Source organism: Criblamydia sequanensis CRIB-18 (assembly GCF_000750955.1).
GTDB lineage: Bacteria > Chlamydiota > Chlamydiia > Chlamydiales > Criblamydiaceae > Criblamydia > Criblamydia sequanensis.
Window position 1 is genome coordinate 58526 of sequence record NZ_CCEJ010000007.1, and the last position, 14570, is coordinate 73095.

10 protein-coding genes are annotated in these 14570 nt (G+C 37.7%); 1 reads left to right on the forward strand and 9 read right to left on the reverse strand.

The annotated features are described in order from the left end of the window. Nucleotides 1-7 precede the first annotated feature (7 nt). Nucleotides 8-751 (reverse strand): glycerophosphodiester phosphodiesterase, encoded by a 744-nt coding sequence (locus CSEC_RS07400; RefSeq protein ID WP_041017820.1) that lies wholly within the window; start codon nucleotides 749-751, stop codon nucleotides 8-10. A 47-nt stretch (nucleotides 752-798) separates the two neighbouring features. Further along, nucleotides 799-1803: a hypothetical protein gene (locus CSEC_RS07405; protein WP_041017821.1), complete on the reverse strand. Its 1005-nt coding sequence runs from the start codon at nucleotides 1801-1803 to the stop codon at nucleotides 799-801. Nucleotides 1804-1962: 159 nt separating this feature from the next. On the opposite strand from CSEC_RS07405, the gene CSEC_RS07410 reads away from it, so the two are divergent. Next, nucleotides 1963-3849 (forward strand): PfkB family carbohydrate kinase, encoded by a 1887-nt coding sequence (locus tag CSEC_RS07410; RefSeq protein WP_041017822.1) that lies wholly within the window; start codon nucleotides 1963-1965, stop codon nucleotides 3847-3849. Between the two features lie 58 nt (nucleotides 3850-3907). On the opposite strand, the gene CSEC_RS07415 is transcribed toward CSEC_RS07410, so the two are convergent. From CSEC_RS07415 to CSEC_RS07445, 7 genes are all read right to left on the reverse strand, one after another. Further along, nucleotides 3908-5899 carry a hypothetical protein gene (locus CSEC_RS07415; RefSeq protein ID WP_041017823.1) on the reverse strand — a complete coding sequence of 664 codons (1992 nt, stop codon included), beginning with the start codon at nucleotides 5897-5899 and terminating at the stop codon, nucleotides 3908-3910. A 131-nt stretch (nucleotides 5900-6030) separates the two neighbouring features. Continuing rightward, on the reverse strand, nucleotides 6031-8646 hold the full coding sequence (locus tag CSEC_RS07420) for an alpha/beta hydrolase family protein (RefSeq protein ID WP_041017824.1): 2616 nt from the start codon (nucleotides 8644-8646) through the stop codon (nucleotides 6031-6033). 139 nt (nucleotides 8647-8785) lie between these two features. Beyond that, nucleotides 8786-9817, reverse strand: a complete 1032-nt coding sequence (locus CSEC_RS07425; protein WP_041017825.1) for an alpha/beta hydrolase family protein — start codon at nucleotides 9815-9817, stop codon at nucleotides 8786-8788. Nucleotides 9818-9822: 5 nt separating this feature from the next. Next, the gene (locus tag CSEC_RS07430) at nucleotides 9823-10680 is read right to left on the reverse strand and encodes a c-type cytochrome (RefSeq protein ID WP_053331887.1); all 858 of its coding nucleotides are present in this window, start codon (nucleotides 10678-10680) and stop codon (nucleotides 9823-9825) included. Then, on the reverse strand, nucleotides 10677-11744 hold the full coding sequence (locus CSEC_RS07435) for a hypothetical protein (protein ID WP_041017826.1): 1068 nt from the start codon (nucleotides 11742-11744) through the stop codon (nucleotides 10677-10679). The genes CSEC_RS07430 and CSEC_RS07435 overlap by 4 nt, the downstream gene beginning before the upstream one ends. Nucleotides 11745-11808: 64 nt before the next feature. Further along, nucleotides 11809-13626 (reverse strand): ABC-F family ATP-binding cassette domain-containing protein, encoded by a 1818-nt coding sequence (locus CSEC_RS07440; RefSeq protein ID WP_041017827.1) that lies wholly within the window; start codon nucleotides 13624-13626, stop codon nucleotides 11809-11811. 43 nt (nucleotides 13627-13669) lie between these two features. Then, nucleotides 13670-14470 (reverse strand): SET domain-containing protein-lysine N-methyltransferase, encoded by an 801-nt coding sequence (locus CSEC_RS07445; RefSeq protein ID WP_041017828.1) that lies wholly within the window; start codon nucleotides 14468-14470, stop codon nucleotides 13670-13672. Nucleotides 14471-14570 lie beyond the last annotated feature (100 nt).

Sequence of the window (14570 nt, forward strand, 5' to 3'; positions counted from 1 at the left end):
TCCATGTTTAATAAAAAAGGCTTTTTAGATCTTTAGGCCGATTGGTAATGATACCGTCTACTCCATATTCAAGAAGCGTTTTTGCAAGGCTTTTATCATCGACTGTGAATACCCAAACTTCCTTATTTCTAGCTTTTAAATCTTTGACCCTATCAAGTGTGGCAAGTTCGCTTGAAATAGCCACATGAGTGATGTTATTTTCGAGGTGGGCTTCTAATTCTTTGGTTTTTTCCGCGATGCCGATTAATCGATCGCTTGGATTAATTTTAAGAACCTCTTTAAGCATGGGGGCTGAAAAGCTTCCGAAAATTACATTTTCAAAAAATGGCTCTCTTCTAAATTCTGCATAAAGCTTTTCCATTTCGGTTGCAAAACGGGAAATATCCGTCTCTTCCTCCACTTTTATTTCCACCATTAAACCAACGCCATTTAAGGGCAAATCAAACACTTCTTTAAGAGTTGGGATTTTTTCTCCCTTAAACGAATCATGAAACCAATGGCCTGCATCTAGATTTTTTATTTCTTCAAGAGTGAGGTCTGAAATTTTAAGAGGACGGATGGCGTTTGTTGTTCTTTTTAGCCACTCATCATGAAAGACCACCCAATGATTATCAGAAGAGAGTTGAATATCAAGCTCAATCCAAATCCAATAAACCCCAAGATCAATGGCTCCTCGAAAGGCAGACAATGTATTTTCCGGAGCTTCTGAAGAGTTGCCTCTATGTGCTATAAGGAATGGCTTTTTTGTCATAATAAGAAATGTTCTTTAGGAAAGGACAAAAATAAAATTTTTTAAGATCACTTTAATGTATAAGCGTAATCAAAGTTTTTAAGAATAAGATTTTTGTCTTCATCCAAAGAGGCGTCAAAACTTTGGTGTACTTCGATGTTTGCCATCACATCTTTCTTCTTAACTTCATTTGCCTTCAGATCTTCCCTGTCATCATAAGCCGTTAAGGGAAGATTTGCTTTAAATGAAAAATGAAGGCTTTCAATACCTCCAACTTCATTTCTTTTTATAATGACATTAACATTCTTATCTAGGTGATTTGTGTTTAAAAATCGAATATAAGTGATGCCCCCGACTTCACTTTTTGGAATCAGTCCGGTTTCACTGATATTAAAAGAGAGGTAAAGCGGATCGACAAGAGCATTAAAGGGAGTTTGCGAAATCATACTTTCAGTAAGTAACCGCCAATCTCTTTCGTTTTCAAGAAAAAGATCGTCCAATCCCTTTTTAAAGTCATTTAAAGCGCATTCACCGACAAGAGAGGAGTTATTTGAAAATCGTTTATTTTTAGAGAATTCTTCCTCTATAGTGACGCTGAAAAGGCCTCGTTTGACATCTTTCAGGTGCCCTGCATGGATTCCATTTTCTTCCACTTGGAAGATTTTGGCATGCTGATGGATGTGCGATGTCAAATCTTCCGGATCAGTCTTCATGCTTAAGAGAATAGAAGGAATGGTTTTTTTATAATTATTAAAGTGGTGTTTTTTTAAATCTAACTGTATGGATTCGGTGCTTATCCTAAACTTAAAAAAATTCGCTATGGCTTTCAGGATTCGAATAATAAAGGAAGATTGACGGTAGGTTAAAGAGGAAGACTTAAGCTTTTTTCTTAGCTTGCCAAGCTCTTGAGAGCTTAAGGGACTTTCCACCTCTTCAGCTTGACTTTGAGCCGCCTGAATAAAAAGGTGGAGGGCCTTTCTTTCTTTTTGGTTTAAATTTTTTAAGGCAGGGGCCGTTGAATTTTCAGCTTCAACAATAATAGGGAGGAAATTACTTTTATTAACTTTCAACATTTTAGTGCATCTTAATTATATTATATAATTAAGTGTAAGCTGCTTATATTAAAAATTGATTAAGAATCAGATAAGATTTACTTTAAAACGAGAGATAAAATCATGTTTTTTTTTCTCCCCATAGGCTATTTTGAACTCGCAAAGGAAAAGGAGTGAATAATGGAACTTAAGTCCATTCAAATAGCTTGTCTTGGCGAGGCAATGGTTAATCTTTTAAGCCTTGAAATTGGAATCGGGCTTGCTGAAACGACTACTTTTGCTAAATCTATTGGAGGAAAGCCCTGTCACATTGCTTTGGGTTTAAAAAGACTTGGGCTCGACACAGCGCTTATTGGACGAGTAGGCCATGACCCTCTAGGTACGTTTTTTAAAAGCGAGCTTGAAAAAGAAGGAATCGACACCTCTTTTATTGAACTGGATGAGAGAAATCATACTTCTTTGGCTCTTGTCGCCCTTGACTCTGAAGATCCAACTTCAATCGCCTTATTTCGAAAAGAGTCAGCCGATCAAAATTTAGAGTTAGACAACAAAAATTTTGAAAATATCGATTGTCTCATTATTTCCCCCATTGTTTTCATTTATCCAAAACTTTATGAATCTGCAAAAGAGGCTATTAAACATTTACCTTCTAGATCAAGGCTTGTTTTAGACTTAACGCTTCCTCATTATTACAAAGCGGAAATTGAAGAAAGTTCAAAACATGAGGCTCCTGGAATTATCAAGGAAAGAATAGAAGCTCTTCTTCCCTTTGCAGACCTTGTTATTGCCACCCCCAAAGATTTAGATGCTCTTTTTGGTCCGCTTCCCATTGAAATCTCCCTAAAAAATTTAAAAAGAGCTTCAAAAGCAGACATCCTATTCATCGATTTTGACGGTCTTAATGGCTATTATCCAAAAGAGGGCTCCGCTATCTTTTCAGATCCGATACCGCTTCAATTATTAAATAATTTTGGAAGGGAAGATAGCTTTATCGCAGGGTTTTTATCGGTTTGGTATAGAAGAGGGCCTATTGAGACGGCGCTTCTTACAGCTGAAATTGTAAAAGCCCTTGTCATGTCAAGAGAGGATGTCGTCAGCGCTCTTCCTTTTTCAGATGAAGTGGAGGTCTTCATCGAAAAAAATTCACAAAAAAATGCGACCCTTCTTCATGAAAGCCATTTGAAAAAAGAAGAGGAAAGCAGCATTTGCCTTCTTTCATTTGAACATAAAGGTCATTTTCAAGAGCTTTCAGAGAAGCATCACCGTGATGAAAAAGATATTAATCATTTTAAAAAATTGCTCTTTGAAGGGTTTAGGCTTGTTGGCGGACGACTTGGAAAAACTAGACTTGGCATCATTGTAGATGAACAATATGGGAAGGAAATTCTCCATGATTCGACACGGTCGCAATTTTTTACTTCAAGAGCGATTGACGACGGAAAATCGAAAGAAATAGACTTTCTAGACGGAAAACATGCTCTCGCTTTAATGCTTTCTTGGCCTCGCAGTCAACTTGTAAAGGTGCTTTGCCACCTTGGCGATAAATCAATGATGAAAATCCAATTTGAGCGTTTAAAAGAGCTGCAAGAAGCATCTCAATTAACCCATCACAAATTTTTAATCGAGCTTTATGACAAATCGCGCTATGGCAATTTTGAAGAGACAAAAAAAGCCATGAAAATCTGCTATGAGATGGGGATAAGGCCGACTTTTTGGCAGATTCAGCCTTTTAAGGATTTAAAAGATTGGGAAGATCTAGAAAAGTTAATGGACGAATACGATCCCATCAGTTCACACATTCTCCTTTTAGGAGATCAAAAAGCTCTTCAGGAAGAGACTTTGCCTCTAAAAAGACTTAGAGAAAAAAATAAAAAAATCCATGGTTTTGTTGTGGGACGGTCATTATGGGGGGAAATTGCGGAGCATTGGTTTGGCAGACGAATCTCTGATGCAGTCGTCATTAATGAAATTTCTTATAGGTTTAACAGGCTTGCTGATACTTGGGAAAATAAGCCGTATCTCGGGGAAGAATTTGCGTCTGCCCAAAGCTTGGCATTGAACCCATGATTATCGTCTTATCTCGAATACAGTTTAAATTGACTAATTTAGGTTGAGAGAAGAAATTCTAGGTAGTTTGAACAAGAGTTAGTGTAATAAGAACGGCTTTAATCCCCTCTAAATAGTGAAGGTTTTTTTTAGCTTCAGCAATTTCCGTTTCAATTTCTTTGCTGCCTAGTTTTTTTATTTCCTTTTCAATAAGGAGCTCAGTTAAGTTAATCGGGGTTTGGCTCTGCTTTTGAAGGGTTTTTAGGACTTGTAATTTCTCGTTATACATAAAGTAAATCGATTCGATGTCTTGCTTTTTAGATTCCAAGCTTAGTTTGTAAACAAGAAGCGGGGTTAAAATGCATGCATCTCTTCTCTTTATAGCATAAATTAAGCTCTCGTACGCCCTTTTTAAAGGCTCTAAGTTTTTTGGAAGCTCTCCTTGAGCCCCTTCTGACATAATAGGATTTGCCAAAGAATGATATAAGTCCTTAGCTTCCTCCTCTGTGATGAGAAGAGGGGAAAGGAGACTATTAAAAATAGAAAGCTCTTGTTTTATAGCTTCTAAATTGTCATCAAATTCTTTTAATAGGGCCGCGTCTTTTTCAAGCATCTTAAGCTTGTTTTCTTTTTCCTCTTGCGGTTTGTCTTGCACTTGCAAATCATATTTGAGCAGCGCTATATGAGAATTTATATTCTCTTCTATTTTGGCAATAGTACTGTTTAGAGAATAGATTTCATGCTCTATAGTTAACTTTGTTTCAAGCATTGAAGAAAGGGCTTTTTCAAACGGGGCGCTTAAACTTTCGCTTGCAAGCAGCTTTTCAGGGTGGTTTAATTCATCAAGGCTTGGCTTTAATAACCCGATTTGAAAAAGTTTTTCCTGAAGTTCTTTAGGGCTTCTTTTTTCCTTTTCATTGATTTGACGAGTTAGGATCTGAATGGATTGATTAGATTCTTTTAGCTCTTCTTGAAAGGAAACATTTTCCAAAAACTCTGTTTTAGGAAGAGCCGCTGCAAGGGTATCTAAGGCAAAAGATTTAAAGTTAAAGCTCCCCTTTTCGATTTTTAGCTTATCTTGAAGTTCGTGAATTTCTTTTTCTTTTTTTTCCTTGTTTTCTTCTAAAACTTTTAATTTTTCTTTAGCGTCTTGAACCAAATTTTCAAGAGCGCTTAAATTTTTGGAAAAAAAGCTTGTAGGAGGTTTAAGCAAGGCTTCTTTGTCTTGAAAAATGTGGTTTAGGCTATAGCTTAATTCTTTCCCAATCGAATCGGGATGCTGTAAGCTTTCAAGATAAATATTTAAAAAAGTGAGCTCTTTTCTGAAAGACTCCGCTTTTTTAGGGTTTTGTTCCATTTCCTTTAGCTCTTTAAAAAGCATGGATTTCGCTGTGTTGAAAAATAGCTGCATTTTTCCATCCAGATCGATGAGTGAAGCCCATTCTCCAAGCTCTTTTTTTTTGCTGATCATCTCTGCTAAAAGGTAGCCTGCTTTGGATAGAATGCTGATTTTTTCATCCCATGGCTTATCTTGAAAATTTTGATACGATTCTAAAGAAAGTGATTGGAAGCTGCCAAAGCTCTCTGTAAAAAAATGAAGGGGTTTTAAAATTTTTTCATTTTCCTTGATGGAGCGGATATAAATTTTTTGGATATTTTCAAAGATGGTTTTTCGGTGCTCGCCGCCTAATTGATTCGCGAGTACATAGAGATCTTCAATCAAATCAAAAAAGGCGTGAAACTTTTTTCTAAGTTCAAAAACGCTTTTGGCATTAGGGCCTTTTTTTATAAAGTTTTCTTTCTCACTATAAATTCTTTTAGATAAAGCATTTGATAAACGGCTTATTCGAATCTCTAAATCTCGCGCTAACTCTTTCCAATTTTTCCTAAGGGATACGTGATAGAAGACTCGAAGCTGAGACAGCAAGTGCAACGAGGACTTGGGTAAAATTACGATTTTACCCGAGGGGTAATCGTAATAAGCCTCTTTATCCGTTGGAAGATTTTTTAATGTTTTTAAAGCCGTTTTAATTTTATTGGCTTTAAAGAAAAGTAAATCTGAAATAACCAAGGCTCCCTAAAAAAATCTTTTACAAAGATTTAGATACCTCGTCTTGGGTTTTGCTTCAAGATTTTCTAGGAGTAGTCAAAAAAAAAAGAGCTTCTTTTAAAGAAGCTCTTTTTAAGAATAGCTTTATCTAATTAGATATGTCTTCTTTGCGGGTCGGCTGCCATTTGACGCTGAATTTCGAGTCCAAGATAGCAAAGCCCATGGAAAGGCAATCTTATAAGATAATTTTTTGGCGTTCTTACTAAGTAGCTGGAATACCAAAACGCCCCATAAAGGACTTTTTGCAAAGCAGAATAGTTTTTTTCGTCCCATTCAAAACGGCGTGCCGCTATTTTATCGAAGGCTTTTCTATCTTCTTCCTTGGCACAGTCAAGCTTTTTCGAAGTAAAGGTTTCAGGATACCTTCTTTTATTAAAAGCTCTTGACGTATGGCGTGGAAGAATTCCAGAGATGTCATTTTCCTCATCCATCGTTATTTCAATCATACGCCTTTTGAAGAAGGCTGCGTTTTTAAATACTTCGTCGTCCCCATCAATTGGTCCGCTTGCCGTATCAGTTCCTGCTAAAACGTCTCCGCATTTTTGAACAATATCTTCATAGTTTTTGTCAAAATAACGGACATAGAGTAAAGACATATCAATCGGTTTTTCCTGCTTTGATATTTTAGCAACTGCTTTTTTTAAAACTAAGTTCACAGTTGGGTTGGCTCTTGGCGGGTTATGGCCGGCTGCATGAAGGCCTTTAATTTTCTTTAAAGGGCTTGTCTCTTCAGCATTAGCGTAGTGAGAAGCTAGGAAGGCTAAGCCTCTTTGCGTATCGCAAGCGCCCAAGCTATGGCCAGAGATATGAATTTGCGAAGGTTGAGAGGCTTCTAAGTAAGAAGTTACCATTTCTAAAATTTCCGGTTTTCTTGCCTTAAACGCACGTCTGCCAATCCCTGTCCAATCCTGGTCTCTATAGAGGCTTCCACCTGAGTCTAGATCATTTACTCCCGGCATGGTCCCTCTAAAGGTTAAATGCACATTAGGCCCGGTGGATGGGTCTAGATCCTGGCTTTCGATTAAAGGAACAAAAAGGAAGGAGATCACGGCATCTTTTTTGGGGGCAAGTTTACTCGCTACCTTATAAAAGCAAAACGTATTGTCTTTCCGAGGAAGCGTGATCACCATGCCTTCTTTAAGTTCATGGTAACTTACGGTTTTCCCTATATATTCAGAAAGGGCTCCCTCATAGTCTAGTTCAAGTCTTAAATCATTCCATTCAGAAAGAGTGGAGAGAAGTCCTACATCGTGTGTGAGACAAAAATCGCTAGCGCTTTTTTCAGAAAGAGTCCAAGAAAGGCTTCCGCCTATAGATTCAATCTCAGCTGAATCATTTGATTGGTAAGTTTTGAAAGCTTTGAGCAAAAATTGAATGTCTTCAGAAGTTAATTCTCTAAATTCGTTTTTAGCTCTAATTGCTTCAAAGTGAGCCAAGTCTATTTTCTTTAAAAGTTCTGAAGCTCTATAGCGAGAAATTTCATCCTTTTTAATTTCTGTAAATAGTTTTTCAAGGTCGCTTGCCTTAACATTTGCCGAAACTCCGATAAGGGCTTTTTTAATCGTCTCTAAAGTTAAGACTTCTTCATTAAGTTTGTAGCGATAGATAACGACGTGAGAAAGCTCTGTTCCATAAGTTTCTTTCAAGATATGCAAGAATTTACTTAAGGCAAGTTTTTTCCCTTCCTCATCACTTGAATCAATAGGAATGATTTTGCCGTCTTTAAAAGTGATTGGGGTTTCTTGAACACCATTTGAAACACTCCAATCCGATTTAAGATACGAAAGATAAGAAGTTAAATTGCACTCTTCCGGGTTAAGCCCAAGATCATTTCTTGTTCTTTGATTAAAAAAGATACTGGATTCAAGCGATAGATTTTCAAAACCAAAATCGCTTTCTTCTTTTTCAGCGAGTTCTTTGGCTTCTTTTTCAATTTTACCGCTGCCTTCTTCTTCTTGGATACAGTGGGTCTGCTTAAACGTTTCAACTTCGTCGTTAAAAGAGCCTGTTTGTTCAAGTAATTTTTTTAAATCTTCGACGCTTGAATTTTTCTTAATCGGGGGTTCTAACTCAGATGTTCCCGAAGCTTGGTTCGCTTCAACTTGAGCAATAACGCCATTTGATAACACCATTTTTTCACTCTTAAGAGATAACGTGCCATCAAAAAAAGAATCTAAGGTAAAAGCCTGGGTAGACTTCTGAGAAGGAAGAGCCTTTACAGGCGGCGGTGTGGGCGCAGGAGGGGGCGTTAGTCCCTCATCAGAAGCTTGCTCAATATGAGGCACTTGAGGGGTGGCAACAGGTTGTCTTTTATTAAGTGTGCGAGTCCCATCGAAATAGGAGGCTAGAGTAACTTCCTCTTTTGAATTTCTAGTTCGCGAAGGGGGTTTTAAATCAGGCGGCGGAGGGGCAAGAGGTGGTTCTTTGGAGGCCGGGTTAGCCCCCGGAAGTAAATCTTTTGCTGAATCCGCAACTTTCGTGGCCGTATCTGTTAAAGGAGTCGGCTTTGCAGGAGGAAGCTCAATTGGTTTTAGACGGCCCACTAAGAGACGGAAAACAAGGGCTGTTCCAAGAAATGCGGTTAAAAGAGAAGCTATAGCTGTGACGAAAATGACTGTCACATAACTTACAGGTGATAATTTATTTAAATCAGCACATGCGTTATAGCGAGAGCTTAGAGGATTCATTAAATCAAGAAAATTCTGCATAGAGCCTACTGTTATTATTAATAAGAAATTGTATTTAAAATACTTAAAAATAATAGAGTATAGATAGGTCTTATTAATTAATAAATGATTATTTTTTAACTAATAATGCAGGGGGAATAGAACAAAATTAGTTTAAATTTTACGGTAGGGTATTTTCTAGTTGAGGTATTTTTTGAACCGTTTCAGAAGGCAGAGCGGCTGAAAGAAATTGAATAATTTTTTTAACTATCTCTCGATGAAGATTCCTAAAGTTTTCGGGAATGTTTTTATCTTTTAAACGGATTCTTTCATTCACAAAAAGCGCTGTATTGACCCCTTGTAAAAGAGATAAGTTAGCCTTTGGAATCCATTTTGCAAAATGGATGGCATTCTCTTTAGGATCAGCCGGGTCTTGATCTCCCGCGATAATTAAAATAGGAATTTGAATCGTGCTTAAACCTTCTTTATCAAAAGCAAAACCATAGACAGGGGAGAATAGAACTTCGGCTTTTATTCTCGGGTCTTTAAAATTTTCTTTACCTTTATTGAAATCAATTTCACTTAGCATTAAATCTGTTGTACCCTCATCAAGTTCAAAAGATGCGTTATCATATAGATTGGGTTTCCGATAAAGATTGGCCACACCGCCGGCTAGCCAAATGCCCGTCAATCCCCCTAAATTATAGCCAATAAATCCTATTCTTTCAGAATCAATATGAGGGCCGAATAGAGGATCGTTTAAAAGCGAAGTTAAAACAAATTGAATATCTAGAGGCCGCTCCCATCTTTTCATCGCTTCTTCCGGGTCTTGCAAATACCAGGTGCTGCTAAAGTGATCAACAGATGCTGTAATATAGCCGTAGGACGCAAGAGTCTCTTGAAGCCAGCTTAAGGTAAACCGATCCCCTTTATAGCCATGAGAAAATAAGATGAGAGGCAGTTTGTCTTTTCCCTCAAGAAAAGGAATTTCTTTGGCAGCAAGGTTTCTATCAAAAAGATCTTTAGTGGATTTTCCTTGAGAGGTGGTGTGGTTCGGATGATAAATTTCCGTGATTAATAGGCGTTCTCTTTGGCTGTCATGAAAAACTAAGGTTTTAATACCGACTTCTCTTGTAAGAACATCTTGAAATAGCTTTTCTTGAGAAATAAGAGTACCTGATAAAAAAATGAAAAGGAGAAAAAATTTTTTCATACGTTTTACTCCTTGTCAAAGTGAGGACGGGGCTTTTCCATAATGTATGCTGCGACATCAAAGGCTTCTTCGACAGTTAAGGTAGGATTTTCATAAGGCATGTTCGCATGAATGAAGGAAGCTAAAGTGCCGAGATCATTCATCCCTGCGCCGTCATTATAAGCTCTATCACCAAAAACAGGAGGGATATTTGTTCCGCCCTCGCCCTCTTTGCCATGGCAAAGCGCACAAGTTCTTTCATAGACTAATTTTCCATTCGAAGGGGAGAGCGTTTTTTCAGCTTTTAACTCCTTTAATCCTCTCCATGGAATAGGGGCATAAATAGGATAATTCCTTGAAATCCAATGGAGGTAAGCTTCCAGGGCCACCATTTCCTGGCTTCCAAGAGCCAAGGGCTTTCCATTTAAGCTTCTTTCAAAACAACTATTGATTCTCTCTCCAAGTGAAAGAACTTTTTGTGAGCGGCTGTTATAGCAAGGGTAGGCACTTGCTATCGCGGCAAGTGAAATAGAGCCATTTTCGCCTCCTGTTGTATTTCCCCCTGAAAAATGGCAATTCGTGCAGTTTAACTTATTTCCGACAAAATCTTTGGCATATTTTTGAGTATCTATCATGATGTTATACCCAAGTAAGACTGCATCATGAATGCCTTTCGGGGCAAGTTCCGGGTCGACAAGATCAAATTTTAATTTTTTAAAATTTTCATTTTCTTTGGCAAGCTTTCTTGCGATCGCTTTTTCTGTTGAAGAATTGGAAGTGTTCGCGATAATTTTAATAGCTCCGAGCCCGAACAAAATCAAAATTAAAGTAAGGCTTAAACCTTTAAGAAAAGGGGCAAAGGTTTTTTTATTATTATCAGTCATGGCTCGCATTCCGGAATAAGAAGAAAAATTCTCATTTCATCTTCCCAAAGACCGTAGCCTACGATTTCACCAAGATCATTTATATCGGTTGCTTCCAACAAATGCAAAGAACCATCATGGTAATTGGCAAGATCGCTTAGCTTTGCAGGCACACTTCCTTTATATGAAATAGCCGCATGGCCATTCACACTTCCAACAAGGGTGTGAATGGAATTAACGGCCGAGATTTTCATTTGGTCTAAATCCATTTTTATGAATAAGTCATCGCAAGGATTCCAAGAATAGTTCCAATGATACATAAAATTATCTTTGGTTCCTATATAAGAGCCAAAAACCGTGTTGTCGCTTGCAATGGCGCTTTCTCTAAAAAGGACATTTTCAGAAGGGCGATTAAGCTTGGTATCATCAGAAAACGCGATTAACCCGCTTTTAACTTGCCAAATAAAAGGCTTCTTTTCAGGATCGCAAATTTCAAGGCCTAGCATACTATCAGAGTTATTCACATCAAATAAAGGGCCAAAGTTAAGGTAGCGCTCCTGTCTTTCAGGCGTCCAAAATAAAAATTTAGGGATGTTGTTTTCAATTTTCGTGCCAACAATCGTCGAATTATTATTTATGGCAAAGAAGTGATATTGAGTTGCAAAGCCGTTGTTTCTGAAAGGAAGTTCAATAAGGCTTTCCTGAGATTTCCAAATGCTTGAGGGCCATAAAAACCAGTTTTTTCCGGTTTCCGAATTAACCGATGTTAACGTAAGCCCTTTGTCATTAATAGCGTGAAAAAATGCAGGGTATTTTTTGTAATAAAAAAATCGCCTTCGGTTGCATCGGTCCCAAAAAACCCCGCCATTAGAAGTGTTCCAAATGATATGTCCTTGATTATTGATGCGAGGCCCTAAAGAAATGGGCCAAGCATGCCTTGCAAGATAATCCGAGGGCAGGTCTGTATCGCCAAGATCATAAACTTTATAACGAAGGGGAAAAGGATAATGGCATTCATCCTTGGCCGAAAGAGAGGTTAAGCAAGTTAGAGCGAGAAACAATAGGAAGCTTTGTAAGGACAACATTATTTTTCCAAAAATAAGAAACTTTTTTTCAATCTAATCGAGGGGATAACTATTTTTCAAGCGGTTAAATATACCCTTTCAGAAGAAGTTCAGATTTTAATTTTTCAAGCTCTTCGCTTTCTTTCTCCCAATCTTCAAAGAGTAAGGCCAACTCCTCTTGAATGGCTTTAATGATTTTGGAAGTTTCTGCGATTTCCTTAGCCTTAGAATCAAAAGAAGCTTTCATAAGCCTATCTTCTTCTTTTTTTAAATCCCCTTCTTTAGTTTCAATGGCTTTTTCTGTTTTAGAAATTTTATTTTTAAGAACTTTTAAATGATTTCGTAAAACTAGGCTTTCTGAAGGATCTTTTTTTAAAACCTTATTTTCTTTAGTAAAAATTTCAGGCTCTTCCCAACCCATTTTTGAAAGAAAATCTTCGTAGCCGCCTATTAAAAGTTGTTGAGCGTTCTGTTTGACGTGAACGATTTTATTGAAGGGAAGCGCGCTTAATATGTCTTCATTATGCGTTACAAAAATATAAGCCCCTTTAAAAGACTCAAGGGCTGTCTTTAAAGCCTCGATCGACTCAAGATCCAGATGGTGTGTGGGTTCATCAAGTAGCAGCAGGTTGCAAGAAGAGGCCAGAATTTTCCCAAGTAAAACCCTGCTTTTTTCGCCTCCCGAGAGAACATTTATCTTTTTTTCTTGTGCGTCCTTGCTAAACATCATAGCGCCGGCTATGGCAAGCACTTCTTGAGCTGCAAGGAGCGGGTTCGCTTTTGCAATTTCTTCGAAAATCGTGTTGTCTTTGTCTAATCGATCGATGTTGGTTTGCCCAAAGTAGCCGATCCGTAAATGAGGAGAAGGCAGGAGTTGGCCTTGAAGAGGTTTAATTTGCGAGGCCATAAGCTTTAAAAGAGTACTTTTTCCTTCGCCGTTTTTTCCAATGATGGCAATACGGTCTTGAATCTCAACTTCTAATGAGAATCGGTGGATAAGATGCGGGGTCGCTCTATCCTCGTGATCATAAGAGAAGGAAAGGTTGTCGGCATGCAAAAGTCTTTTTGCAGGGCTTTCAAAATAATTAAAGTTAAAGTTTAAGTGCTTTAAATCATTTAATTTTTCTAACGAGGGCATTTTGCTAAGCATTTTTTTTCTTGATTCAGCTTGGGAGGCTTTTGTCGCTTTAGCGCCAAATCGGTCAATAAATTCCTCTATCTTGGCTTTTTTCTGTTCCAAATTCTGTCTTGTTTTTTCATGCAATTCCTCTTCTACTAGAATCTGCCGGTAAAGATCATCGACTTTTCCTTTTTGCTTTTTAATCGATGAGCGATGAATCATGATGGAATGGGTCGTCACTAAATCTAAAAAGCTTCGGTCATGTGAAATGATAAGACATTCTTTTGGCCAGGATTCAAGAAATTTGCCAAGCCAGCGTATCGAGACAATATCCAAGTAGTTTGTCGGCTCATCAAGAAGAAGACAATCAGGTTCTGATATCAAGGCTTTAGCGAGGCTTAAACGGACTTGAAAACCACCAGACAAAAGACTTGGGGGTTGTTCCAACTGTTCGTTTGAAAAGCCAAGGCCCTGAAGAATTTTCTCAACCTTATAATGTTGATGCGATTCTTCTTCTTGAAGTGCTAGCGCACCCTCTTCTAAAACAGTCGGTTCGCTAAGTTTTAGATGCTGCTTCAAATAGCCGATGCGATACCCTTTTGGAACATAGATCCGGCCCCCATCGCAGGGCTCTTCTTTTGTGATTAATCGAAAAAGTGTAGTTTTACCGGAGCCATTCCTTCCGACAAGCCCGACTTTTTCCCCTTTTCCAATCGAGAAGGAAACATGTGCAAAAAGAGGATTTTCCCCGTAGGATTTCGAGATGTCTTCAAATAAAATCATTTTTTGGCAGTTGCATTTTTCTTAAGGTTAAGTAAGATCCAGTTTAAGCTTTCCATTTATTCCTGTTAATCCAAAAATCTTCGCCATAGTTTATAGTTATTTCTTCACCCGTTTGAATGGGAGCTGTTGTAAAAATTAAAATATGCAAGAGTCCTCGATCGTAAGCCATCACAGGTTCAGCATTTGGCAGATCGCTATGATTGGCAAACCGCATTAAGGAGCCTTCTGAAGAGGCGTCGATAAAGCGTTTATTAAAAGACCAAAAAGCGCTTTGGTATTCAAAGCAGTAGGGGTTAGTTGTTTTTCTTGAGAGTAGAGAATGCTCTTCAACTTTTCCTGCATACTCGCCAATAGCTGCACCTGAGGGGATTTTGACTTCCGCAAAAAGGCCAAATCCTTTTTTCCTGGATATTTTTTTTATGAAAAGGGGGGCTTTAAAACCATCGAAAATATCTTCCCTATAAAACTTGCCTTTTTCTCTTGCTTCGGCACCTATGTTTAAGAATGAAAAAGTGAGGCTTTTTTCCCGAATCGTTTTTTTTAATTTTTCGTAAGATTCAAAATAAAGAGTAGGGATAAGACTTACGTGAAATTTTTCTTTAAACGTTTTAGCAGTTAAGGTGTCAAGCTCAGTGCTTTTATCTTTCTGAACTTTAAAATAGCTTTCTTTCTTTTCGCTTAAGGATTGGATGCAAGTTTCTTTATTTAAAAGTTTTGCAAGTTCAAGAGCACTAAATCCAAGCTCATTGGTTTCAAGAAAATGGGAGGGGTCCTTTTTGTATTTTTCTAAGGTATTTAAATCATTTTCTAAAACAGCTTGATGAAGAAGGGGTTCGTCTTTCAAATTTTTTAAGTCCTCTTAGAAGAAACATAAACAATTCAGTTTATACTTAGGCTCTATTTATCACCTATAACTATCCGGCTAATTTTTTATAAAGCAATAA

What these genes read in the sequence shown, in the direction of transcription:
- CSEC_RS07410 (WP_041017822.1), top strand. Translation starts at nt 1,963, where the DNA reads ATGGAACTTAAGTCCATTCAAATAGCTTGTCTTGGCGAGGCAATGGTT.
- CSEC_RS07440 (WP_041017827.1), bottom strand. Translation starts at nt 13,626, where the DNA reads ATGATTTTATTTGAAGACATCTCGAAATCCTACGGGGAAAATCCTCTT.
- CSEC_RS07430 (WP_053331887.1), bottom strand. Translation starts at nt 10,680, where the DNA reads ATGACTGATAATAATAAAAAAACCTTTGCCCCTTTTCTTAAAGGTTTA.
- CSEC_RS07425 (WP_041017825.1), bottom strand. Translation starts at nt 9,817, where the DNA reads ATGAAAAAATTTTTTCTCCTTTTCATTTTTTTATCAGGTACTCTTATT.
- CSEC_RS07400 (WP_041017820.1), bottom strand. Translation starts at nt 751, where the DNA reads ATGACAAAAAAGCCATTCCTTATAGCACATAGAGGCAACTCTTCAGAA.
- CSEC_RS07405 (WP_041017821.1), bottom strand. Translation starts at nt 1,803, where the DNA reads ATGTTGAAAGTTAATAAAAGTAATTTCCTCCCTATTATTGTTGAAGCT.
- CSEC_RS07435 (WP_041017826.1), bottom strand. Translation starts at nt 11,744, where the DNA reads ATGTTGTCCTTACAAAGCTTCCTATTGTTTCTCGCTCTAACTTGCTTA.
- CSEC_RS07420 (WP_041017824.1), bottom strand. Translation starts at nt 8,646, where the DNA reads ATGCAGAATTTTCTTGATTTAATGAATCCTCTAAGCTCTCGCTATAAC.